We start from the raw sequence: 22,803 nt of genomic DNA, 5'->3' as shown, positions 1-22,803 counted from the left end.
TTCTAGCCTTTGGGCAGTCCCGGGTATAGGCTGAAAACAGCGCCTTTTCGCTGCTGGTTCCTCGCGTCGCTTTTGTCGCGGATGTGCTGTGTTGATGCGCTCTTAAAAGTAGTTTAATGGTAAACTAAATTTCGTTCGACCTGCGCCGAGAGGGACACATGGCTGCACAATCTTTTGATCTGATCGTTATCGGGGCTGGTCCGGGGGGCTATGTCGCTGCAATCCGCGCCGCGCAATTGGGGTTAAAAACCTGTGTGGTTGAACGAGAGCATCTGGGCGGGATCTGCCTGAATTGGGGCTGTATCCCAACCAAGGCACTGCTGCGCTCTTCCGAGGTGTTCCACCTGATGGAGCGCGCCAAGGATTTCGGCCTGAAGGCGGACAAGGTCGGATATGATCTGGACGCGGTCGTCAAACGCTCACGCGGTGTAGCAGGGCAGCTTTCGGGTGGCATCGGACACCTGCTGAAGAAGAACAAAGTGACCGTGGTGATGGGCGAGGCGACAATCCCGGCCAAAGGCAAGGTTTCGGTCAAAACAGACAAAGGCACCGAAGAACTGACCGCCAAGAATATCGTTCTGGCCACCGGCGCGCGGGCACGTGAATTGCCGGGGCTGGAAGCTGACGGCGATCTGGTTTGGACATATAAACACGCGCTGCAACCGCCGCGGATGCCGAAGAAGCTGCTCGTCATCGGCTCGGGTGCCATCGGGATCGAATTCGCCAGTTTCTATAACACGCTGGGCGCGGATACGACCGTTGTCGAAGTCATGGACCGCGTACTGCCCGTCGAAGACGCCGAGATCAGTGCGTTTGCCAAAAAGGCCTTTACCAAACAAGGCATGACCATCATGGAAAAGGCGATGGTCAAACAACTGGATCGCGCCAAAGGCAAGGTTACGGCACATATCGAGGTGAAGGGCAAAATCGAAAAACACGACTTCGATACCGTGATTTCCGCTGTCGGCATCGTCGGCAATGTCGAAAATCTGGGGCTTGAGGCTCTGGGCGTGAAAATCGACCGGACCCATGTAGTCACGGATGAATATTGCCGTACCGGCGTCGATGGGCTCTATGCCATTGGTGATATCGCAGGCGCCCCCTGGCTGGCGCATAAGGCAAGCCACGAAGGCGTTATGGTCGCGGACCTGATTGCCGGGAAACACGCGCACCCGGTCAAGCCCGAAAGCATCGCAGGATGTACGTATTGCCAACCGCAGGTCGCCTCGGTCGGGTACAGCGAAGCCAAGGCAAAGGAACTTGGCTATGACATCAAGGTCGGTCGCTTCCCCTTCATCGGCAATGGCAAGGCCATCGCACTGGGCGAGCCTGAAGGTCTGATCAAAACTGTCTTTGACGCCAAGACCGGAGAGCTTTTGGGTGCGCACATGATAGGTGCGGAAGTGACAGAACTGATTCAGGGCTATGTGGTTGGCCGCCAGTTGGAGACCACCGAAGAGGACCTGATGAACACGGTCTTCCCGCATCCAACCCTGTCAGAAATGATGCACGAAGCCGTGCTGGATGCTTATGGGCGCGTAATCCACATGTAAGGGTAGGGGGCCCTGCCCCCGTCGCGGCAAGCCGCGACCCCCCCCCGAGGTATTTTCAAACAGAAGAAGCAGGGCATCCGAACTTCTTCTGTTCCCAAATACCTCGGAGCGCGAGGCAGAGCCTCGCAAAAGACTTACTTATTCAAAGCGTCTAGAATGCGGGCCCAAGAACGGATGCCCTTGTGGAAGCTTTTGACGTCATACTTTTCGTTGGGCGAGTGGATGGCGTCATCGTCATTGGCGTAACCCACCAGCATGGAATCCAGCCCAAGCACGGTGTTGAAGTAACCGACAACGGGGATAGAGCCGCCCATGCCGGTAAAGACCGCCTCGCGGCCCCATTCGTCAGATAGCGCACCGAGCGCTGCTTCGAATTCAGGTCGGTTCAGATTCATGACCGAGGCTGGCGATCCTTCTAGGTCGTTGTCCCATACGACTTTGGCATCTGGTGACAGGCGATCTTCCACATGTTTGCGGATTTTGTCACGCAGCGCGTCCGGGTCCATGTCGCCAACCAGGCGACAGGTTATCTTGCAATGCGCCTCGGATGGGATGACCGTTTTCGACCCTGCACCATTGTAGCCACCCCAGAGCCCGTTCACCTCGAGCGTTGGCCGGGCCCATTGCTGTTCAAGTGTGGAATAGCCCTTTTCCCCATGCGGCTGGCTGTAGCCGACCGAATTCAGATACTCGGCTTCGTCAAACCCGCAATTTTGCCATTGGCGCAACTGCTCGGCAGGCACTTCGTGGACGCCTTCGTAGAAGCCTTCCACGGCAACGCGGCCGGTTTCATCGTCGTAGAATGAATCCACAATTTTCGAAAGCTCACGCAGAGGGTTCAGGCCTGGGCCGCCATAGTGGCCTGAATGCAAGTCGATGCGCGGCCCGACGATGGTGAACTCATCCTTGAGCATACCGCGCAACTGCGAAGCAATCGACGGTACCCCCCGCGATACCATCGACGTATCGCAGACCAGCGCCAGATCGGCCCGCAATTCGTCTTTGTTGGCCTCCAGAAACGGCACCAGAGAGGGTGAACCGGATTCCTCTTCACCCTCGAAGAAAAACGTGATGCGGCAAGGCAGGGTGCCGTGAACCGCTTTCCAGGCGCGGCAGGCCTCTACAAATGTCATCAACTGGCCCTTGTCGTCCGAGGACCCGCGCCCGCGAATGACCTGCCCATGCTCGGTATCCTCGATTGCCGGATCAAACGGATCACGATTCCACAGGTTCAGCGGATCGACAGGCTGCACGTCGTAGTGGCCATAGAACAAAACATGGGGTCCGTCTTGGCCTTCGCCCACATGGCCCACAACCATCGGATGGCCTGGTGTTTCGCGTTTTTCGGCCTGAATACCAATGCTTTGCAAATCCCCGACCAACCAATCGGCGGCCTGATCAACCTGTTCCTTGTAGGCAGGATCGGTTGAGATCGACGGGATGCGCAGCAGCTCCATCAAACGGTCGATCGCGCTTTTCAGGTCATCGTCAATCCGACTGAGGACAGGGTCTAAAGACATGAAGGATTCCTTTGTGGTAGACTGTGTTGGCCGAAACCTATCAGCGTTATCGCTAAGGTCCAGTCGGCGGAGTTAGTAAACTGAGTATTGTATTGGAACTTATTTAAAACATCGACTTTCGCCTGCGTCGTTTCCTCGCGCCAGATATCCGCAACTTTACTTGTCGGGGCGGGAACAAGGCTGTATTTGATGCAAATCAAAGTTGGGTTTACCCGTTGGCGATAGGCCGGATAACAGGTGAATGCAAACGCGTCCCAAACAGTGCAAGCTGTGACGCTGGAAAGAATATGCCCGGTTCTCTGACCGTTCACCGGGCGGCCAAGGAGGGTCCTTTGGACTATACTGCTCAGCTCGATAAAGCGATTGCCAGGCTGCACGACGAAGGACGTTACCGGACTTTCATCGACATCGAACGCCGCAAGGGACACTTCCCCCATGCGGTGCGGACGCGTGCGGATGGGTCGACGCAGGATATCACTGTCTGGTGTGGCAATGACTATCTGGGCATGGGGCAGAATGCGGTGGTTTTGGATGCAATGCACGAAGCCGTCGATGCTGCTGGCGCAGGTTCAGGCGGCACCCGCAATATCTCGGGAACCACCGTTTATCACAAGCGGCTTGAGGCCGAGCTTGCCGATCTGCATGGCAAAGAAGCGGCTCTGCTGTTCACCAGTGCCTATATTGCGAATGATGCAACGCTCAGCACACTGCCAAAGCTATTCCCGGGCCTCATTATTTATTCCGACGCGCTGAACCATGCCTCGATGATCGAAGGCGTGCGCCGCAACGGTGGGTCTAAGCGCATCTTCCGCCACAATGATGTGGAACATCTGCGTGAGTTGCTGGAAGCCGACGATCCCAAATCACCCAAACTGATCGCGTTTGAATCGGTCTATTCCATGGATGGAGATTTTGGACCCATCGAACAGATTTGCGATCTGGCCGATGAATTCGGTGCGCTCACTTACATTGATGAGGTGCATGCGGTTGGCATGTATGGCCCACGTGGCGGTGGCGTGACCGAGCGGGATCGTCTGGCCCATCGCATCGACATTATCAACGGCACGCTGGCCAAGGCCTATGGCGTGATGGGCGGCTATATCGCCGCCAGCGAAAAGATGTGTGATGCGGTGCGCTCTTATGCACCGGGTTTCATCTTTACCACGTCACTACCGCCTGCAGTTGCCGCGGGGGCTGCTGCCTCGGTGGCCTATCTGAAAACGGCGCCCGAGCTGCGCGAGCAGCATCAGACCCAGGCCAAGATCCTCAAACTGCGTCTAAAGGGGATGGGGCTGCCGCTGATTGATCATGGCAGCCATATTGTGCCCGTGATCGTGGGCAACCCGGTCCATACGAAAATTCTGAGCGACCGGTTGCTGGATGACTATGGCATTTATGTGCAACCGATCAACTTCCCGACCGTTCCGCGCGGGACCGAGCGGTTGCGGTTTACGCCGTCTCCGGTGCATGGACCGGGCGAAATGAACCGCTTGGTTCAGGCGATGGACGAACTTTGGTCACATTGTGCGCTAAATCGCGCCGAACTTGCCGGATAACCTTACGCTAAAGTGTGCAACTTATTTGCCACGTGTTAAGCTTACGCTAACAAAAGAAGCGGACGAATCGTCTATGGGAGACGATTCGGCGTTAGCGCAAAACGCGTGACAGGCAGAATGGGGCGGCAGGCATGATTGGGCGCAGATCACAGCGCGAATCTGAAGAAGGCGTGGAGTTCAGACCAAAGGGTTTTGACGACTACGAAGTGCGTCTGGGTGACCAGATGCGCGGTGAGCGCGCCACCATGGGCAAGTCGCTTCTGGATGTGCAGCGAGAGCTCCGGATTAAGGCCAACTACATCGCTGCTATCGAAAACGCCGATCCTGACGCGTTTGATACACCCGGCTTCATCGCCGGGTATGTGCGTTCCTACGCTCGCTATCTTGGCATGAACCCGGATGAGACTTTTGCCAGCTTCTGCGAAGAAAGCGGTTTTGAAGTCGCGCATGGGATGTCGGCTGAGGCCTCAGTTGTACGCAAGCCTTCTGGTGATGTGCTGTCGCGCGGTCCGATGGGACGCGACCCGTTCATTTCGCCAAACACCCCTTATATTCCGGGCAAGGAATCTCTGGTCAGCCAGATTGAACCGCGCGCGATTGGCTCGTCTTTGGTGCTGTTGGCTGTGATTGCCGGCATCGGCTATGGCGGCTGGTCTGTTTTGAACAAGATTCAACAGGTGCAGGTCAGCCCGGTTGAACAGGCCCCGGTTGTTTTGTCAGATCTGGATCCTTTGGATGCGGCACGGACCAATACAGCCGAAGTCGAGACAGCGGCGGCCAACACCGAAGCGCTGGACCGTCTGTATCGCCCGCAAGCGCTGGATGTCCCTGTTCTAGTCGCGCGCGATGCGCCTATATCAACGCTCGACCCGCGTGATGTGGGAACCTTCCGTCCACCGGAATTGCCCGAAGTTGTCGTGGCAGACATTCATACCGTTGAACGCCCAAGCTTGCCGCAGGTTGTTGAACAGATCGACACAACTCTGAAAATCGTGGCCGTTGATCCAGCTTGGATGCGCGTTACGGCCGCAGATGGCAGCGTTATCTTCGAAGGCACGCTGGGCACGGTCGAACAGGGCAACGTGTTCGAGGTTCCATTGACCGAAGAACCGCCGCAACTGCGGGCCGGGGCGTCTGGTTCGGTGTATTTCTCGATGGACGGCCAGCATTTTGGCCCGGCAGGTGCCCCAGGCACTGTTGCCAAGGGTGTGGTTCTGTCCAAGGACGCCGTGTCCGACGCCTATGCCGTGGCCGATCTTGAGGCGGAACAGAACAGCGCCCTTAAGCAGTTGGTCGCTGAGCTGCAGACAGACGTGGCAGAACAGCCCTCTGAGTGATCTAGGCATTGCGGTACCCCTGTTGGCGGACTATCTAGAGACGCAACTCAGGCAGATGCGGACGGGTCCCTATGTCCCTCAATCATGTACGCCCCTGGCGGAACATCTATCGTCGTAAGTCTCGTCAGATCATGGTGGGGAACGTGCCGGTCGGTGGCGATGCCCCTATTGCAGTTCAAACCATGACCAACACGTTGACCACGGATGTGGCGGCGACGGTGGCGCAGGTTCAGACGGCGGCCGAGGCAGGCGCCGATATTGTGCGCGTGTCGGTGCCGGACGAGGCATCGTCAAAAGCTCTGAAAGAGATCGTGCGCGAAAGCCCTGTGCCAATTGTGGCGGATATCCACTTTCACTACCGCCGTGGGATCGAGGCGGCAGAGGCGGGCGCGGCCTGCCTGCGGATCAATCCGGGCAATATCGGCAATGAGCAGCGCGTCAAAGAGGTCATCCAGGCCGCGCGCGACCACAATTGTTCAATCCGGATTGGTGTGAATGCGGGCAGTCTGGAAAAGCACCTGCTTGAGAAATACGCCGAGCCCTGTCCCGAAGCGATGGTTGAAAGCGGGCTGGAGCATATCCGCATTTTGCAGGACAATGATTTCCACGAATTCAAGATCAGCGTGAAGGCCAGCGACGTGTTCCTGTCGGCTGCCGCCTATCAAGGCATTGCCGAGGCCACAGACGCGCCGATCCATCTGGGCATTACCGAGGCCGGCGGGCTGGTCAGTGGCACCATCAAATCGGCCATCGGTCTGGGCAACCTGCTGTGGATGGGTATTGGCGACACAATCCGCGTCAGCCTGTCTGCCGATCCGGTTGAAGAGGTCAAGGTGGGTTACGAGATCCTGAAATCTCTGGGCCTGCGCCATAGGGGCGTGAACATTATCTCATGTCCTTCCTGCGCGCGTCAGGGGTTTGACGTGATCAAGACGGTTGAGGCGCTGGAGCAACGGCTGGAACACATCAAGACGCCAATGTCCCTGTCGATCATCGGCTGCGTCGTCAATGGCCCGGGTGAGGCGTTGATGACCGATGTGGGCTTTACCGGCGGCGGGGCCGGGTCTGGCATGGTCTATCTGGCGGGCAAAGCCAGCCACAAGATGTCAAACGACCAGATGATCGATCACATCGTGGAAGAGGTCGAAAAGAAAGCGGCGGAACTGGACGCCTCGGCTGAGGCAGCGGAGTAAGAGCTGGACTAAGCGTGGGTTTTGTTAGGCTTTAGCCTTCTCGGGCTCTTGCCAAACACCGGTTTCGACCGAGCGCCTTAGGTCTGAAATCTCCAATCGGACTATTCCATGATCCAGCTTTCTTCCCCTTAGTAAGCAACAGAGGAAATAAAACGGATTCAACAGTGCTGCCTCGGTTCCAAAATACTTAGTGCTGTCCACGCCGCTCATATCAACTTTGAACTCAGCTTCAGTTAACTCCAGTAGCTCCACCCCATCGTCTCCTGCAACACCATGTTCATGAAAAAGAGATGTGCTCTCGGATAGCAATTGAGGGTCGATCTCTAGAAACCGAGATATGACTTGCACCAGCTTATCAGGGGCCTGTGTGAGCATTCGGTGCCTCATTACTTGGATTAAGCAGAGCGATTAGTGCCGTATCTATGTTTGCGCGTATCGTCCAATAAATACTCAAATCTGCAATTCGCGAACCTAAGGCACTGGAAGGAGCGGTCAAGCCGCCCCTTAAAACTCAGCCCCGATCCGCGCGTACCCCGTCCGCAATCTGCTGCATTTGATCCGCAGGCAGGAAGCCGCGCAGCATCTCGGTGCCCAGAACAAAGGACGGTGTGCCCGAGATCTGCATCCGTTGCGCCAGCGCGCGAGTGCGGGTAATCTCATCGGTGACCTGCTCGCTTTCCATCGCGGCGATGATGGCGTCGCTGTCAAGGCCCAGACCGTCCGAGATGCGGCGCAGGGTGACTTCGCTGGGTTCTCCGGTGAACTCCAGCAGGGCGTCATGCACCTGCTTATACGCATCATCCCCGGCCACATGTTTGGTGGCCACTGCAAAGCGCGACGATAGTACCGAGGCATCGCCAAGGATCGGGAATTCCTTGATCACCAAACGGATGTTTCCGTCGGCTTCCAGCAATTGCGCGACCTCAGGAACCGCGCGGCGGCAATAGCCACAGCGATAGTCCATGAATTCGACTAGGGTGATATCGCCATCCGGGTTGCCGCCGACCCAGCTGTAGCCGTCATCGAACAACTCATCCACGTTTGCGGCGACCAGATCCTTGTCTGCGGCGGCTTCGGCCGCGGCGTTGCGCTGTTCCAGAATATTGATCGCTTCCAGAATAACCTCGGGGTTTTCCAGAAGGTATTCGCGCACCTGCGCACCAAATTCGGCGCGTTCCGCATCGCTCATGGCGTTCAGGTCCAGTGCTTGTACTGGGCCTGCAATCAGGGAAAGCCCCAGAAGGGCGGGGGCTGCATGTCTGAGGATCATTTCCGTTTCCTTTTTGAGTTCTTCTTTGCGCGTTCCGACGCAATCAACACATCCTGTGCCCTTTGCCAACCCGGAGATCCTTCGGGCAATTGCCCGACTGCGCGCCTTGCGTGGATCCCTGCATCTGCCAGCCGGCCTTGTAGGGCATATCGTTCAGCGGTGACGGCCGAGGCCATCCCATTGTTGCCGACCTGTGCGTAGGCCAGTCCCAAATCCCGCATCAGGCGGGCATTGCGAAAATCGCGGGCGCGTGCCTTCTCAAGCACGTGCAGGGCGTCTTTGGTTTTGCCTTGCGCCAAAAGGGCACGCCCATAGCCTGCCAGGATCAATGAGTCATTCGGTGCCATTTCAACCGCTTGACCATATGCTTGAACTGCCTCAGCCAGTTGTCTGTTTTCCAACAGGATTTGACCTTTGAGCTCATAGTAGAACGGATCGTCCGGGCGGATGGCCAGCGCCTCGTCAATCGCGGCGCGCGCACTGGCCAGATTGCGGTTTTGGTGGTGGGCCGAGGCTTCTCGCATCATGCGGATGTCGCGATCGGTCTCTTCTTTGGCGCGGCGCAGGGTCCAGGACGGGGTGCGCAAAAAGGCCGACAGCTTGCCTTTGACACGCGCAAACCAGTAGTCGGCATTTGCGTTAGGCTGGGCCCTGTCGCCGAATTCCTCCAGAAACGCTTCGGCGGCGCGCAGGCGTTCGCGGCTGGTCGGATGCGACCGCATATAGGGGTCCTGATTTACCGTGCTCAGCAGTTCCTGCCCAGCGAATTTGCGGTGAAGCGTGACCATCCCGCTGGGAGAGATACCGGCCCATCGCAAGTAGCTGGCTGCGCTGCGGTCGGCCGAGGCCTCTTCGGCCCGTGTATGCCCCAGAAAGCTACGCAGCGCAGAGCCCTGTACACCCGCGGCAATCCCGGCGGCGGCTTCTCCGCCGCCCGCCGCAGCTGCGATCAGCGCCAATGCGGTGCCAAGGCCTGCATTGCGGTTCGCCGCACGCAGATTCTCTGAACGCCGCGCCAGATGCCCGTTGGCGATATGCGCGGCTTCGTGTGCGATCACCGCCTGCAGCATTTCGGGGCTGTCGACGCCCAGGATCAGGCCATAGTTCAAGTAGATCGCGTTATAGTCGATCACAAAGGCGTTAAACGTGCTGTCATTGACCACCAGGATTCGAACCCGGTTGGTGTTCAGCCCGGCTGCGCGGAGCACGGGAAAGGCCAGTTCTCGCAGGCCGTATTCGATATCGGGGTCGCGGATCAGGCTTTGCGCATGGCTCTGCACCGCCGCCGTCAGCCACAGGACAGCCGCCAGTATCAGGGCCGGGATTGACGCCAGCCGGGATACGCGTTCAAAAGCCATGGCTGCAACATGGGAGATGGGCATGAGAAACTCAACCCGATCCGGGGTCGATCCGTTTATTGTGATGGACGTGATGGAGGCCGCGCGTCGGGCGGAAGAGGCCGGACGTCACATCATTCATATGGAAGTCGGCCAGCCCGGAACCGGCGCCCCGAAAGGCGCGACCGAGGCTTTGGCCCACGCGATGCAGCAGGGCCCGTTGGGCTATACGGTGGCTTTGGGCCTGCCCGCGCTGCGCCAGCGCATCGCGCAGATGTATGGCGATTGGTACAATGTCGATCTGAACCCTGAACGGGTGGTGATTACGCCTGGGTCGTCGGGCGGGTTTCTGCTGGCTTTCACGGCGCTGTTCGACAGCGGCGATCGTGTGGGTATCGGTGCGCCGGGCTATCCGTCTTACCGACAGATTCTGAAAGCGCTGGGCTTGGTTCCCGTTGATCTGCCAACCGCGCCCGAGAACCGATTGCAGCCTGTGCCATCCGATTTCGCAGGGCTGGACCTGCAGGGTCTGATGGTGGCTTCACCCGCCAATCCGACCGGTACCATGTTGAATCGCGCAGCCATGGGCGCGCTGATCGATGCAGCGCGCGGGCAGGGCGCGTCCTTCATCAGCGATGAAATCTACCACGGGCTGGAATATGAGGCCAAAGCCGTCACCGCATTGGAACTGACGGATGAATGCTATGTGATCAACTCATTTTCCAAGTATTTCTCGATGACCGGCTGGCGGGTTGGTTGGATGGTGGTGCCCGAAGATCAGGTGCGCGTGGTCGAACGCATTGCCCAGAACATGTTCATCTGCGCGCCCCATGCCAGTCAGGTGGCAGCCTTGGCTGCGATGGAATGCGAGGATGAGCTGCAAGCCAATCTGGATGTCTATCGCCAGAACCGCGCGTTGATGCTGGACGGGCTGCCCAGGGCTGGCTTCACCAATATCGCCCCGCCTGATGGGGCGTTTTACGTCTATGCCGATGTCTCGGATCTGACCGATGACAGTCGCGCCTTTGCGGCCGAGATTCTGGATAAAGCGGGCGTTGCAGTCACGCCGGGGCTGGATTTCGACCCAGTGCGTGGACACACGACCCTGCGGTTCTCTTACGCGCGCGCCACGGCCGATATCGAAGAGGGATTGAAGCGACTGCGGGCTTTCATGTCGGAACGTCACGGGCTGGATCAGCGCGCCTGACCCGTTCACAAAAGTTGCGGATTGGTATAGGCTGCCCGCCAAACGATCTCGGGATAACTTGAGGCCATGAGCAGGATTTTCTATTGTATCGCGCTGATCTGGGCGCTGTCTTGTGCTGCTGTCGCGCAGGATTTCAGCGCCCTTGCACGCATTCAGCCGGATCAAAGCCGCATTGTCGACACGGGACGCACCGGTGTGCAGGTCGATCTTGGCCTTAGCCAGGGGGTGCCGTACCGCATCTTCACCCTGCGCGATCCCTACCGGATGGTGATGGATTTCCAAGAGGTCGACTGGAGTGGCCTGAACAGTTCAGACTTCCTGCAATCCGAGCTGATCAGCGGCGTTCGGTTTGGCGCTTATGTTCCTGGCTGGTCTCGATTGGTGCTGGAACTTGGCGCACCGATGGCTGTGGACACCGCCGAGATGCAGATCAATCCGAATGCTGGCACGGCCTTGCTGACGCTAAACCTCAAGGGCGTTGATTTCGACGTGTTCAACGCCTCGGCAGGTGAGCCCAAGAATCCCGGTTGGGATCTTCCCGAGCCTTCGCTGACCGGTCAGGCGACTCCTCGCAAGTCCGATGGTCCCTTGCGCGTGATGCTGGACCCCGGTCATGGCGGTATCGATCCGGGGGCTGAGGTTGGGGGGATCACCGAGAAGAACATGATGCTGACCTTTGCGCGCGAACTACGGGAAATGCTTTTGCGTTCAGGCGGGTATGAGGTGGTGATGACCCGCGTTGACGATCAGTTTGTTTCGCTGGAACGTCGCATCGCGCTGGCCCATCGGGCGGGCGCAGATGTGTTCATCTCGCTGCATGCGGATTCGCTGTCCGAGGGGCAGGCGCATGGCGCGGCGGTTTATACCCTGTCGGATGAGGCTTCGGACGTGGCCAGTGCAAAGCTGGCCGAACGTCACGATCGCGCGGATTTGCTGGCGGGCGTCGATCTTAAAGGTGCGGATGATGAGGTCACGGACGTCCTGCTGGATCTGGCTCGGCAAGAGACAGAGCCCCGCACAGACGCGCTGGCGCAGGCCTTGGTCAATGGTATGGCGCAGCAGGGCGGGCCGATGAATCGCAAGCCGTTGCGTACCGCGTCCTTTTCGGTGCTCAAGGCGGCGGACATACCGTCGGTTCTGGTTGAATTGGGGTTTCTGTCCAGCCCCCGAGACCTGGAAAACATCAAGAACCCCGATTGGCGCGCCAAGATGGCCTTTGGGATTTATCAGGGGCTTGAGGACTGGAACCAGCAGGATGTGATCAGGCGGTCCCTGATTGGACAGTGACCTGAGGCCGCAAAACGGCTAGAATACGCCTGTGGTTTTGACCCTTGGGCGGTGCGCCCCTATATAGGCGGCAGCGCGAGAAAAAGGCAGTAACGTGATCCGGTTTGTTCTTTCGATTTTCGGGGCGATTTTCAGCCTCGTGACTTTGGGTATCTTTATGGCGGCGCTGGTAATCGGTGCCGTGTTCTGGATGTATGGCCGCGATCTGCCCAGCCATGAATCGCTGGCCCAATACAAACCGCCAACGATCAGCCGCATCTATTCGGGCAAGGGTCAGCTGATCGACGAATTCGCACAGGAACGTCGTCTGTTCACCCCGTCCGAGGAAATCCCCGATCTGGTGAAACAGGCCTTTATCTCGGCCGAGGACAAGAATTTCTACAGCCATCAGGGCTATGACCCGCGTGGGATCATCGCAGCGGGCGTTGAGGCAATCCGGTCAAAGGGTGAAACCGTGCGCGGGGCCTCGACCATTACGCAGCAGGTGATGAAGAACTTCCTGTTGTCGGGCGACCGCCGGGCCGAGCGAAAGATCAAAGAGATCATTCTCGCCACCCGGCTTGAGGATACCTTGGACAAAGAACAAATCCTCGAACTCTATATGAACGAGATTTTCCTGGGTCAGAACTCTTATGGTGTAACCGCTGCCGCCCAGACCTACTTTAACAAGACCTTGCAGGAACTGGCCCCGCACGAAGCCGCGACATTGGCCTCGATGCCCAAGGCGCCATCCGATTATCACCCGGTTCGGCAAAAGGAACGCCTGCTTGCACGCCGCAACTATGTGCTGCGTGAGATGAACCAGAACGGCTATATCGATCAGGCGACTTATGAGACCGAAGTCGAGATGCCGCTGCGGTCGGTGCAGAACGGCGATTTCGAAAGCTTCCGCACCGCGCTGCCACCGCGCGACTATTTCACCGATGAAATCCGCCGTCAGTTGAGCGAAGATTTTGGTGAGGGTGAATTCTTTACTGGTGGTTTCACCGTCCGTGCCTCGGTTGATGAGGAAATGCAGGTCGAGGCCGCCAAAGCCCTGCGCACCGCATTGCAGAAATATGACCTGTCTCGTGGCAAGTGGCGCGGAACCGGTGAGGTGATTGCCGAGGACGCGCTGGCGGATGAGGCACAATGGCGCGATGCGCTGTCTCTGATGGAAATCCCGCGCGATGTGGTGCTGCCGACCAAATGGTATCCGGCTGTGGTGCTGGACGTGGCCGAGCAGCAATTGACCGTCGGGATCGAGGATGGTCCGTCCGACGGCATCATCCCGCGTTCTGACATCAAGTGGATGCAGGGCAATTTCTTCGACAATTTCAAACGCGGCGATGTGATCCTTGTGATGGCCGAGGAAGAGGGGCAGTGGTCCGCCCGTCAGGTGCCAGAAGTGCAGGGCGGCTTTGTTGCGATGGACGTGAATTCAGGCCGCGTTCTGGCGATGCAGGGCGGGTTCTCGTATCAGGACACGGTGTTTAATCGTGCCACGCAGGCGCAGCGCCAGCCGGGATCAAGCTTCAAACCGTTCGTCTATGCCGCCGCATTGGACAGCGGCTATAGCCCAGCAACCATCGTTGTGGACGCGCCGATCGAAGTGAACACGCCGCAGGGCCTGTGGCGGCCCAAGAACTCGTCGAACAAATTCTACGGCCCGACGCCGCTGCGCACCGGGATCGAACAATCCCGAAATCTGATGACCATCCGTTTGGCGCAAGAAGTGACGATGCCCGTCGTTGCCGGTTACGCCGAGCGTTTCGGCGTCTATGACCGGATGGGCGCTTTCCTTGCCAGCTCGCTGGGGTCCGAAGAGACGACGCTCTACAAGATGGTTGCGGCTTACGCGATGTTCGCAAATGGCGGTGAACGGGTAGAGCCCACGCTGGTTGACCGCATTCAGGACCGGTTCGGCAAGACGATCTATCGCCATGATGATCGGCAATGTCTGGATTGTAACTCCAGCTGGCTGGAGCCGGATGAATCGCCCACGATTGAGACCAACCGCTCGCAGGTGATGGATGCGATTACGGCGTATCAGCTAACCTCGATGATGAAGGGCGTTGTGGACAGGGGCACCGCTTCGCGTTTCGTTAACCTGCCGGTGCCGACCGCGGGTAAGACCGGAACGACCAACGACTCGAAAGACGCCTGGTTCATCGGCTTTACCTCGAACATCGTGGCGGGCTGCTATATCGGCTATGACCGTCCGCGCCCGATGGGCCGGGGGGCCTATGGTGGCACCATGTGCGGCCCGGTGTTCCAGAGCTTCATGGAAAAAGCGGTTGAGAAATATGGCGGGGGCCCGTTCGACGTGCCGCCCGGTGGTCACTTTATCAAGATTGACCGGTTCAGCGGCGCGCGTCTGCCCGCAGAGGCGACTGGCGATTATGTCGTGGCTGAATACTTCCGCGATGGTGTCGATGGCTTTATCGACCGGATTTATGATGGCGGCTTTGCCATCGGATCAGATTTGCCGCTGTTCGAAGAGGTTCAGCGCGCAGGTGTACAGGTGCAAACTTCAACAGGTGAAACGGTCACCGTCGGCCCAAAAGCCTCGCAAGGCGATTTGAGCACGGGCGGTCTTTACTGATTTGCTGCGTTAAGCAGCAAGCGCAACAAATCGGCCTCTTTGTCTTGTGCAAGGGAGCCTTTTGCCCTCCAGTAGATCGACAACGCGCATTTGGCGGCGGCCCATTGGGCCAGGCGCTTTCGGTCAACGCCAAGAGTATCTGCGTAGAGCGAAAGACATTTGTTCATGTGATCCGGTTGGCGCACGAGCTCTGGCATACCCTTGGGATGCCGGATTGTGTTGGCCAATTCAAAGGCAAGATCGCCCAGATAGCCTTTGGCGTCGATGACACGTGGACCCGCGCTGCTGAGGATGACATTGTCGGGGTGCAGATCGCCGTGCAGCGGGGTCATCGCTGTCTGACTGTCCAATAGGCTTCGCGCCAACCCAATGGCCTGTTGCATATCCCGAACCAGATCGACGGGACAGGAGGGGGCGAATTGGCATTCGAAAAGGGGGTGGATCACTTCTGATAGTGCGGGTAGCCCCGCGATCTGTGGGGTGGGCTTGGCATGCAGGCGCTTGGCCGTCTCTGCCAGAGTGATCAAGGCGCGATCTACATTTCCCCGCCGTGCGATGTCTCCGAGTGTCGGGCCTTCAAGCCATTCCATCAGAATAGCCATCTCGGTCTCTTTCAGAATCCTGACGGCTCCTCGGTCCTGCCAGGCATTTAGGACTTTGGTTCCCGGTGTTTCGTTCCCACGATCTAAGCGGCGATAGAGCTTGAGCGCAGCCGCGGTATCATCAGGATCCAGAACCTTCCAAACACGGGCCGCGCCGGTTTCCGCAACCGGCGTGATCAAAGTCAGCTGCCATTGATCCAGAATCTCTTGTGGTGGGTTCTGCATTCCCGATGCGCCTGTCTTGTGGTGGCCTCCACCTCTTGCTATCACGCAGGCCTGATTGAGCAAGTTGGGACAACACCATGCGCGCCGAAACCCAAAATATCGTGGCGGAAATCGAAAAGTCGCTGGAGCTGTTGGCGCAGCGCATGGACTATGAAACCGCGCCGCATCGGCTTGAGGAGTTCAATGCGCGGGTCGAGGACCCCAACCTGTGGGACAGCCCTGAAAACGCGCAAAAGCTGATGCGCGAGCGGCAGATGCTGGTCGACGCTATTGAGACATACGAATCCATCAAAACTGACCTTAGCGACAATATTGAGCTGATCGAACTGGGCGAGATGGAAGAAGACGAAGAGGTTGTTCAGGACGCCGAAGAAGCCATCGTCAAGCTGGGCTCGAAGGCTGCTAAGAAAGAGCTTGAAGCGCTGTTGGATGGCGAGGCTGACGGCAACGACACTTTTCTTGAGATCAATTCAGGTGCGGGTGGCACGGAAAGCTGCGACTGGGCCTCGATGCTGGCGCGCATGTATGTGCGCTGGGCAGAGAAAAAGGGCTATACTGTAGAGCTGCAATCGGAGACGGCGGGTGAAGAGGCTGGAATTAAGTCTGCGGCGTATAAAATCACCGGTCATAATGCTTATGGTTGGCTGAAATCGGAAAGCGGCGTGCACCGACTGGTGCGAATTTCTCCGTTCGATTCGGCGGCAAAACGGCATACGTCTTTCAGTTCGGTCTGGGTCTATCCGGTCGTGGATGACAATATCGAGATTGAGGTTAATCCGTCGGATATTCGGATCGATACTTACCGGTCATCCGGTGCGGGTGGTCAGCATGTAAACACCACGGATTCGGCAGTGCGGATCACGCATATTCCCACCGGGATTGTTGTGACCTCGTCCGAGAAATCCCAGCACCAGAACCGCGATATCGCCATGAAGGCGCTGAAATCGCGGCTTTATCAGCAAGAGCTGGATCGCCGGAACGCCGACATCAACGCCGCGCATGAGGCGAAAGGTGATGCGGGCTGGGGCAACCAGATCCGATCTTACGTGTTGCAGCCCTATCAGATGGTGAAAGACCTGCGGACAAACCATGAGACCTCGGACACCAAAGGGGTGTTGGACGGGGATCTGGATGGGTTCATGGCGGCGACGCTGGCGTTGAACGTGGCGGGCAAGAGCCGGTCCGAGGCGCAAGGCGAGTAAGTCGGCAGGGGGCTCTGCCCCCGCCGCGGCAGGCCGCGGCTCCCCCGGTTTATTTTTTGGCCAGATGAAGTGGATCCGGTGTGCGTGTCCGCGGGCCGAAAAGATGTATTGAAACAGTGGGTTTTAATGATCTGGTGGCCCGGCTAGGCTGGATGTGACATTCACGACCCCTGCCGCTGGAGCCTAAATGGACATCACAGAATATTCTGCGCGGATGCTGATCGCGGACTTATCGGAGCGGCGGGTATCTGCGGAAGGCGTGATGCGCGCGACGCTGGAGCGGATCGGGCAGGTCAACGGCGTGGTAAACGCCATCGTGGCGATACGGAATGAAGAGGCGCTGTTGGCCGAGGCCCGTGCGATGGATACCGGGCCAATACGCGGGGCACTACATGGGGTGCCAGTGGCGGTAAAGGATCTAGTGAATGTGGCGGGTGTAGTCTCATCTCAGGGGTCACCTCTGTTTGATGGGTTTGTGCCCGAAACAGATGATCTGATCGCGGCGCGGATGCGGGCGGCAGGCGCGATCCTGATTGGCAAGACCAACACGCCCGAGTTTGGGTTGGGATCACATACGTTCAATCCGGTCTACGGGGCGACGCGCAATCCATACGACGCCGCACGGACCTGCGGTGGGTCTTCGGGCGGGGCGGCGGTGGCCTTGGCGACCGGGATGGTGACTCTGGCCGATGGATCGGACATGATGGGCAGCTTGCGCAACCCGGCCGCCTGGAACAACGTCTACGGGTTTCGGCCCAGTTGGGGCCTTGTGCCTTCAGACCCGGTTGGGGACAGCTTTCTGCACCAGTTGTCGACGCTTGGACCAATGGCGCGCAGCCCCGAGGATATTGGCCTGTCGCTGGATGTGATCGCGGGGTCTGATCCGCGATTGCCCTTGAACGCGCCCCATAGGTCTGTGTCGCCGGTTGAGCCCCTGGATTTGACGGGGATGCGTATTGGCTGGCTGGCGGATTGGGGAGGCGCCTTTCCGATGGACGCGGGGGTCCTGGACCTTTGCGAAACGGCTTTGGGTGTGTTCGGGCAGTTGGGGGCCCATATCGAGCGTATACCGCCGCCTTTTGATGCGGAAGCCATGTGGGACAGTTGGATCACGTTGCGATCTTGGTCTGTTGCGTCGGGTCTGGAGCCGTTGTCCCAGAACCGCGATGCCCTAAAAGACAGCGCGCAGTGGGAGCTGGATCGAGGTCTGGCACTGTCGGCGTTGCAAGTGCATCAGGCGAGCGTGGTACGGTCCGATTGGTTCCGAAAGGCAGTCGAGGTTTTTGACCACTACGATGCCCTGATCCTGCCGGCGGCGCAGGTCTGGCCTTTTGATGTCAACCTGCCATATCCGACCGAAATCTCTGGGCGGGCCATGGATACGTATCACCGCTGGATGCATGTGACCGTGCCCGTCAGCCTGATCGGTCTGCCCTGCCTGGCGGTTCCAGCTGGTTTTGGGGCGCAAGGATTGCCGATGGGGCTGCAACTGTTCGGGCCGCGTGGGTCGGATGCCCGCCTGTTGTCCATTGGCGCGGCCTATCATGCGGCAACAGAGTGGCCCCAAAGGCGGCCCGCCTTGCAGTAACGCCTCATGGCGAGGAGGAGTTGAGATGGATAGACCCTTTGGTGTACCGAACCTGCGCCCGGTGAACCGCGTGATGATACGGCAGGCACTGCATCAGGCCTGGGCTGATCTGCGCCGCGCGCCGGTGTTCGGTCTGATCTTCGCGGGGGTTTATGTTCTGGCCGGTTGGGCCATGGCCTGGATCACCGTGCAAACTGGTACAAGTTTCTGGCTGGTTCTGGCCGCGATCGGCTTTCCGCTGATCGGGCCGTTTGCGGCTGTCGGCCTCTACGAGGTCTCTCGTCGGTTAGAACAGGGGGAACCCCTTGATATGCCTGCCGTGTTTGGCGTGGTGCTGCAGCAAAGCCGCCGCCAATTGCCCTCGATCTGCGCCATCATCGTTGTGGTGTTTTTGTTCTGGTTCTTTTTGGGCCACATGATATTTGCACTTTTCATGGGGCTCTCGACGATGACGAACATATCCAGTTCGTTGGAGGTTTTTCTGACCCCCAACGGGGTGATGATGTTGGCTGTCGGCACGGCTGTTGGTGCGGTTTTTGCAACGCTGCTTTATATGATTTCGGTTCTGTCGATCCCGATGCTGCTGGATCGAGAGCTGGATTTTGTCACCGCCATGATCGCCAGCTTTACATATGTCTCACAAAATAAAGTCGTGATGCTGGCTTGGGGGCTGTTTATCGCGGTTTTGACCTTTGTTGCGATGCTTCCCTGGTTTTTGGGCCTGTTGATCGTGCTGCCTTTGTTGGGTCATGCAAGTTGGCATTTGTACCGAGGAATTTGCAGTGACGACGCACCAGATTGATCGATCTGCCATAGGCGCCGTTTCGCGAGGGTTAGACTGATGGTCCACCGGTTTTTGCAGATCGTCGCGCGGCTTGGAACACGGTTTCAGCGTTCTGTTTGAGATGGCGCAGAACAACCGGCTGTGGCTGATGCGGTTCAGAGGGTTTGATAACCGTTCCGCGCCAAAATTCGGCATTCTGATTCAGCAAGTATATCTTACTGTTATGGCCACCGCGTTGTGAGGTCAGAATGTAGACATGATCGCCAGTGGTCGCTGCAATCCCTTGAATTTCGCGCGCTTGTGGTGATGTGCCGGGCATATGGGCTCGGGGGGTATAACCCCGTATCAAGGTGCATTGAGGTCGCCGTTTGGCGTAAAGCAAGGTCACTTGTGGTGCCGAGGGCTGGCTTTCGGCGACCGCATAGAAACCGGATGCAAAGTTCTTTGGTCCTCGAACTTCAGACCCGGACCCCAGAAACTGTGTCAGGATTGAACTCGCAGGATGTTCTGTCACAGCGGGAATTTCACCTAAGGGGCTTAGGACAATCCTTGCATCAACATCAAAAAACCGACAAATCCGATCCAAAACATCCGGGCGCGGGAAGCTCTCGCCTGCGAGGTAGCGATTGAACTGCGTCCGATTGATGCCGAGCTTCCGGCACAAGGCCGAGACAGATGGGTAGTCGCGCGCAAGGTGCCTTAGGTTCGAGCCGAACATAGCCCGAAGCTCAGCAGGGCTGCGAATGTCATCGGCCATGTTTTTCCCCGGCGCTTTATTGCTTCACGTGTTAAAAGTTCAGGCTTACGGATCACCGCAGGCACTGAGAAATCACAAAAATCACCAAAACAACGCATCCCCAAATCGCGTTGCGGGCCGAAGCTAACGCGCCGTAAGCCAAAAGCAATAGGCTTTATCTTAATTTGTTTGAGGTTTTTCTCAGGAGAAGGGGCGTTATGGTAAAAATAACGCACATAAAGCCACTCGATTGCCAGCATCTGTGGAAATCGACCAATTTCAGATCGACCCCGCCCGAAGTTTTCGGAGGCAGGGTCGGGGCTTAAGAAAAATCAATCGCCACGCAGCAGGGCGGCAACACCGGTGCGGGCAATTTCAATCAGTCCCAGCGGGCGCATCAGATCGGCAAAGGCGTCGATCTTGTCGGGTGCGCCGGTGATCTCAAAAATGAACGAATTCAGCGTGCTGTCGACCACATTGGCGCGGAAGATATCGGCAAGACGCAGCGCCTCGACCCGTTTGTCACCTTCTCCGACCACTTTGATGATCGCGAGTTCGCGCTCGACCGAGGGGCCCTCGACCGTCAGATCATGAACATCATGAACCGGCACGATCCGGCCCAATTGTGTCTTGATCTGTTCGATCACCTGCGGGGTGCCGGTGGTGACGATGGTGATGCGGCTTAGGTGGCCGGTGTGGTCGACCTCGGCCACGGTCAGGCTTTCGATGTTGTATCCACGGCCCGAAAACAAGCCGATCACGCGGGCCAGTACGCCCGGCTCGTTCTCGACCAGTACCGCGATTGTGTGCCGTTCCTGCACGTCCGAAAATGTGGGCCGTAGGTTATAGGCCGAATGGCGGGTAGAGCCTTTTTTGATATGTAGGGCAGACATTTATGTCCCTTTCATCACCTTGCGAAAACCGGGCGTCGGGCGCCCGATCAATTCCGACGAATGTTGTTAAACCAGAACCGAACCTTTGGAATCGATCACGCCCTGCGTTTCGGCCTCGCCCAGCAACATCTCGTTATGGGCTTTGCCCGACGGGATCATGGGGAAGCAGTTCTCGTGCTTTTCAACAAGGCAGTCAAAGATCACCGGACCGTCGTAGTTGATCATCTCCATGATCGCGTCATCCAGATCGGCGGGGTCGGAACACAGGATACCCTTGGCCCCGAAGGCCTCGGCGAGTTTGACGAAATCGGGCAGGGCCTCGGACCACGAATGCGAATACCGCTCGCCATGCAGCAGCTCCTGCCACTGACGCACCATGCCCAGTCGTTCATTGTTCAGGATGAACTGCTTCACCGGCAGGCGGTACTGAACGGCGGTGCCCATTTCCTGCATGTTCATCAGCCATGATGCCTCACCGGCAACGTTGATCACCAATGCGTCGGGATGCGCCATTTGAACGCCTATCGACGCGGGGAAACCGTAGCCCATCGTGCCCAGACCACCGGAGGTCATCCAGCGGTTGGGATCTTCAAAGCCAAGATACTGTGCAGCCCACATCTGGTGCTGGCCCACTTCGGTGGTGATGTAGCGGTCATGCTTTTTGGTCAGTTCCTCAAGCCGTTGCAGGGCGTGCTGTGGTTTGATGGTCTTTTCGCTGGCGGTAAAGGCCAAACAGTTCACCTTGCGCCAATCCGCAATCTGCGCCTGCCATTGCTTGACATTCGCCGCGTCCGTCTTGCGGCCCCGCGCTTTCCAGATCTTCAGGATATCCTCAAGCACATGGGCCACATCGCCCACAATCGGGATATCCACGCGGATCACCTTGTTGATAGAGGATGGGTCGATATCGATATGCGCTTTTTTCGAATTGGGCGAAAACGCATCAATCCGGCCTGTGATCCGGTCGTCAAACCGCGCGCCGATATTGATCATCAGATCGCAATCATGCATCGCCATATTGGCCTCATAGAGACCATGCATCCCAAGCATACCCAGCCAGTTTTTGCCCGAAGCCGGATAGGCACCAAGTCCCATCAGGGTCGAGGTGATCGGAAAGCCAGTCGCATCGACCAACTCACGCAGCAGCTGGCTGGCAGCAGGACCCGAGTTGATGACGCCGCCACCCGTATAGAACACCGGCTTTTTCGCCGTCTCTATCGCCGCAACCAACTCGGTGATCTCTTCCAGATCGCCTTTCAGGATGGGTTGATAGTGCGAGGTTGAGGATTTGGGCGAAGCGTACTCGCCTGAGGCAAACTGCACGTCCTTGGGAATGTCGATCAAAACGGGGCCGGGGCGGCCCGAGGTGGCGACGTGGAAGGCTTCGTGCATGGTCTCGGCCAATGAATCCGTGTCTTTCACCAACCAGTTGTGTTTCGTGCAGGGTCGGGTGATGCCAACCGTGTCGGCCTCTTGAAACGCATCCGATCCGATCATGAAGGTCGGAACCTGTCCGGTCAGAACCACAATCGGGATCGAATCCAGCAGCGCGTCGGTCAGACCGGTCACCGCGTTTGTCGCGCCGGGGCCGGATGTCACCAGCGCAACGCCCGGCTTGCCGGTCGAGCGCGCATAGCCTTCGGCGGCATGCACGGCCCCCTGTTCATGGCGCACCAGAATGTGGCGAATGTCGTTTTGCAGAAAGATCTCGTCATAGATCGGTAGCACGGCGCCGCCGGGGTATCCGAATACTGTGTCCACGCCCTGATCCTTAAGGGCCTGAACCACCATCTTTGCGCCGGTCATCTCACGTGTCATCTGCTTTGCTCCGTTCGCGACATGTGTCTTGCGTTTGACAAAAAAAAGCCCCCGATGTTTTCGGAGGCGCATGGGTTCGATTATGGTTTACCGTTACCGGCCCATGCGCTT

At 57.9% G+C, this 22,803-nt stretch carries 19 protein-coding genes; 10 read left to right on the top strand and 9 right to left on the bottom strand.

Annotation, left to right across the window (positions count from 1 at the left end; genetic code table 11):
* The first annotated feature begins 158 nt into the window (after positions 1-158).
* A complete protein-coding gene (lpdA, locus tag ACR0JE_RS04155; RefSeq protein WP_480542495.1) occupies positions 159-1,553 on the top strand; it encodes a dihydrolipoyl dehydrogenase in 1,395 nt (464 codons plus the stop codon).
* Positions 1,554-1,687: 134 nt separating this feature from the next.
* On the opposite strand, the gene ACR0JE_RS04150 is transcribed toward lpdA, so the two are convergent.
* The gene (locus ACR0JE_RS04150; protein WP_480863169.1) at positions 1,688-3,073 is read right to left on the bottom strand and encodes a dipeptidase; all 1,386 of its coding nucleotides are present in this window, start codon (positions 3,071-3,073) and stop codon (positions 1,688-1,690) included.
* Positions 3,074-3,405: 332 nt separating this feature from the next.
* Here ACR0JE_RS04150 and hemA point away from each other — a divergent pair, with 332 nt between their 5' ends.
* From hemA to ispG, 3 genes are all read left to right on the top strand, one after another.
* Complete coding sequence (hemA, locus tag ACR0JE_RS04145) at positions 3,406-4,629, top strand: 5-aminolevulinate synthase (protein WP_480826807.1); 1,224 nt, start codon at positions 3,406-3,408, stop codon at positions 4,627-4,629.
* Positions 4,630-4,760: 131 nt separating this feature from the next.
* Positions 4,761-5,966 (top strand): helix-turn-helix domain-containing protein, encoded by a 1,206-nt coding sequence (locus ACR0JE_RS04140; RefSeq protein ID WP_480863167.1) that lies wholly within the window; start codon positions 4,761-4,763, stop codon positions 5,964-5,966.
* 71 nt (positions 5,967-6,037) lie between these two features.
* Positions 6,038-7,159: a flavodoxin-dependent (E)-4-hydroxy-3-methylbut-2-enyl-diphosphate synthase gene (gene ispG / locus ACR0JE_RS04135; protein ID WP_480863165.1), complete on the top strand. Its 1,122-nt coding sequence runs from the start codon at positions 6,038-6,040 to the stop codon at positions 7,157-7,159.
* Positions 7,160-7,183: 24 nt separating this feature from the next.
* On the opposite strand, the gene ACR0JE_RS04130 is transcribed toward ispG, so the two are convergent.
* From ACR0JE_RS04130 to ACR0JE_RS04120, 3 genes are all read right to left on the bottom strand, one after another.
* Positions 7,184-7,534 carry a hypothetical protein gene (locus ACR0JE_RS04130; RefSeq protein ID WP_480863163.1) on the bottom strand — a complete coding sequence of 117 codons (351 nt, stop codon included), beginning with the start codon at positions 7,532-7,534 and terminating at the stop codon, positions 7,184-7,186.
* Positions 7,535-7,670: 136 nt separating this feature from the next.
* Positions 7,671-8,429: a DsbA family protein gene (locus tag ACR0JE_RS04125; protein WP_480542505.1), complete on the bottom strand. Its 759-nt coding sequence runs from the start codon at positions 8,427-8,429 to the stop codon at positions 7,671-7,673.
* The gene (locus ACR0JE_RS04120) at positions 8,426-9,811 is read right to left on the bottom strand and encodes a M48 family metalloprotease (protein WP_480542507.1); all 1,386 of its coding nucleotides are present in this window, start codon (positions 9,809-9,811) and stop codon (positions 8,426-8,428) included. Before ACR0JE_RS04120 ends, ACR0JE_RS04125 begins: the two co-directional genes overlap by 4 nt.
* Between ACR0JE_RS04120 and ACR0JE_RS04115 the strand changes: the two genes are divergently transcribed.
* The 3 genes from ACR0JE_RS04115 (at position 9,810) to ACR0JE_RS04105 (ending at position 14,844) form a co-directional block, all read left to right on the top strand.
* Positions 9,810-10,973, top strand: coding sequence for a pyridoxal phosphate-dependent aminotransferase (locus ACR0JE_RS04115; protein ID WP_480863161.1), 1,164 nt, complete (start codon positions 9,810-9,812; stop codon positions 10,971-10,973). The genes ACR0JE_RS04120 and ACR0JE_RS04115 overlap by 2 nt on opposite strands.
* 66 nt (positions 10,974-11,039) lie before the next feature.
* Positions 11,040-12,260 carry an N-acetylmuramoyl-L-alanine amidase gene (locus ACR0JE_RS04110; protein ID WP_480542511.1) on the top strand — a complete coding sequence of 407 codons (1,221 nt, stop codon included), beginning with the start codon at positions 11,040-11,042 and terminating at the stop codon, positions 12,258-12,260.
* A 94-nt stretch (positions 12,261-12,354) separates the two neighbouring features.
* Positions 12,355-14,844, top strand: a complete 2,490-nt coding sequence (locus ACR0JE_RS04105) for a penicillin-binding protein 1A (protein ID WP_480863159.1) — start codon at positions 12,355-12,357, stop codon at positions 14,842-14,844.
* On the opposite strand, the gene ACR0JE_RS04100 is transcribed toward ACR0JE_RS04105, so the two are convergent.
* Positions 14,838-15,671: an aminoglycoside phosphotransferase family protein gene (locus tag ACR0JE_RS04100; protein WP_480863157.1), complete on the bottom strand. Its 834-nt coding sequence runs from the start codon at positions 15,669-15,671 to the stop codon at positions 14,838-14,840. The two genes, ACR0JE_RS04105 and ACR0JE_RS04100, sit on opposite strands and share 7 nt — an antisense overlap.
* Before the next feature lie 77 nt (positions 15,672-15,748).
* Here ACR0JE_RS04100 and prfB point away from each other — a divergent pair, with 77 nt between their 5' ends.
* The 3 genes from prfB to ACR0JE_RS04085 all read left to right on the top strand — a co-directional run bounded on the left by prfB (position 15,749) and on the right by ACR0JE_RS04085 (position 19,263).
* Positions 15,749-16,873, top strand: a complete 1,125-nt coding sequence (gene prfB, locus ACR0JE_RS04095; RefSeq protein WP_480863155.1) for a peptide chain release factor 2 — start codon at positions 15,749-15,751, stop codon at positions 16,871-16,873.
* 187 nt (positions 16,874-17,060) lie between these two features.
* Positions 17,061-18,461, top strand: coding sequence for an amidase (locus ACR0JE_RS04090; protein ID WP_480863153.1), 1,401 nt, complete (start codon positions 17,061-17,063; stop codon positions 18,459-18,461).
* A 25-nt stretch (positions 18,462-18,486) separates the two neighbouring features.
* Positions 18,487-19,263: a DUF2189 domain-containing protein gene (locus tag ACR0JE_RS04085; RefSeq protein WP_480542520.1), complete on the top strand. Its 777-nt coding sequence runs from the start codon at positions 18,487-18,489 to the stop codon at positions 19,261-19,263.
* 31 nt (positions 19,264-19,294) lie between these two features.
* On the opposite strand, the gene ACR0JE_RS04080 is transcribed toward ACR0JE_RS04085, so the two are convergent.
* From ACR0JE_RS04080 to ACR0JE_RS04065, 4 genes are all read right to left on the bottom strand, one after another.
* Positions 19,295-20,002, bottom strand: a complete 708-nt coding sequence (locus tag ACR0JE_RS04080) for a helix-turn-helix domain-containing protein (RefSeq protein WP_480863151.1) — start codon at positions 20,000-20,002, stop codon at positions 19,295-19,297.
* On the bottom strand, positions 19,945-20,241 hold the full coding sequence (locus ACR0JE_RS04075) for a hypothetical protein (protein ID WP_480542524.1): 297 nt from the start codon (positions 20,239-20,241) through the stop codon (positions 19,945-19,947). Before ACR0JE_RS04075 ends, ACR0JE_RS04080 begins: the two co-directional genes overlap by 58 nt.
* A 72-nt stretch (positions 20,242-20,313) precedes the next feature.
* A complete protein-coding gene (gene ilvN / locus ACR0JE_RS04070) occupies positions 20,314-20,874 on the bottom strand; it encodes an acetolactate synthase small subunit (protein WP_170530541.1) in 561 nt (186 codons plus the stop codon).
* 66 nt (positions 20,875-20,940) lie between these two features.
* Positions 20,941-22,692, bottom strand: a complete 1,752-nt coding sequence (locus ACR0JE_RS04065; protein WP_170530540.1) for an acetolactate synthase 3 large subunit — start codon at positions 22,690-22,692, stop codon at positions 20,941-20,943.
* Between the last annotated feature and the right edge of the window lie 111 nt (positions 22,693-22,803).

The sequence above is a fragment of the Ruegeria sp. H3 genome, assembly GCF_056533095.1.
The sequence above is the reverse complement of the archived record's forward strand: the minus strand, read 5'-3'. Positions and strand labels throughout refer to the sequence as shown.

Coding starts and splice junctions, on each gene's coding strand:
- ACR0JE_RS04120 (WP_480542507.1), bottom strand. CDS start 9,811: ATGCCCATCTCCCATGTTGCAGCCATGGCTTTTGAACGCGTATCCCGG.
- ACR0JE_RS04065 (WP_170530540.1), bottom strand. CDS start 22,692: ATGACACGTGAGATGACCGGCGCAAAGATGGTGGTTCAGGCCCTTAAG.
- ACR0JE_RS04130 (WP_480863163.1), bottom strand. CDS start 7,534: ATGCTCACACAGGCCCCTGATAAGCTGGTGCAAGTCATATCTCGGTTT.
- ACR0JE_RS04110 (WP_480542511.1), top strand. CDS start 11,040: ATGAGCAGGATTTTCTATTGTATCGCGCTGATCTGGGCGCTGTCTTGT.
- ACR0JE_RS04150 (WP_480863169.1), bottom strand. CDS start 3,073: ATGTCTTTAGACCCTGTCCTCAGTCGGATTGACGATGACCTGAAAAGC.
- ispG (WP_480863165.1), top strand. CDS start 6,038: ATGTCCCTCAATCATGTACGCCCCTGGCGGAACATCTATCGTCGTAAG.
- ilvN (WP_170530541.1), bottom strand. CDS start 20,874: ATGTCTGCCCTACATATCAAAAAAGGCTCTACCCGCCATTCGGCCTAT.
- ACR0JE_RS04100 (WP_480863157.1), bottom strand. CDS start 15,671: ATGCAGAACCCACCACAAGAGATTCTGGATCAATGGCAGCTGACTTTG.
- ACR0JE_RS04075 (WP_480542524.1), bottom strand. CDS start 20,241: ATGCTGGCAATCGAGTGGCTTTATGTGCGTTATTTTTACCATAACGCC.
- ACR0JE_RS04085 (WP_480542520.1), top strand. CDS start 18,487: ATGGATAGACCCTTTGGTGTACCGAACCTGCGCCCGGTGAACCGCGTG.
- ACR0JE_RS04115 (WP_480863161.1), top strand. CDS start 9,810: ATGAGAAACTCAACCCGATCCGGGGTCGATCCGTTTATTGTGATGGAC.
- ACR0JE_RS04125 (WP_480542505.1), bottom strand. CDS start 8,429: ATGATCCTCAGACATGCAGCCCCCGCCCTTCTGGGGCTTTCCCTGATT.
- lpdA (WP_480542495.1), top strand. CDS start 159: ATGGCTGCACAATCTTTTGATCTGATCGTTATCGGGGCTGGTCCGGGG.
- prfB (WP_480863155.1), top strand. CDS start 15,749: ATGCGCGCCGAAACCCAAAATATCGTGGCGGAAATCGAAAAGTCGCTG.
- ACR0JE_RS04140 (WP_480863167.1), top strand. CDS start 4,761: ATGATTGGGCGCAGATCACAGCGCGAATCTGAAGAAGGCGTGGAGTTC.
- ACR0JE_RS04090 (WP_480863153.1), top strand. CDS start 17,061: ATGGACATCACAGAATATTCTGCGCGGATGCTGATCGCGGACTTATCG.
- ACR0JE_RS04080 (WP_480863151.1), bottom strand. CDS start 20,002: ATGGCCGATGACATTCGCAGCCCTGCTGAGCTTCGGGCTATGTTCGGC.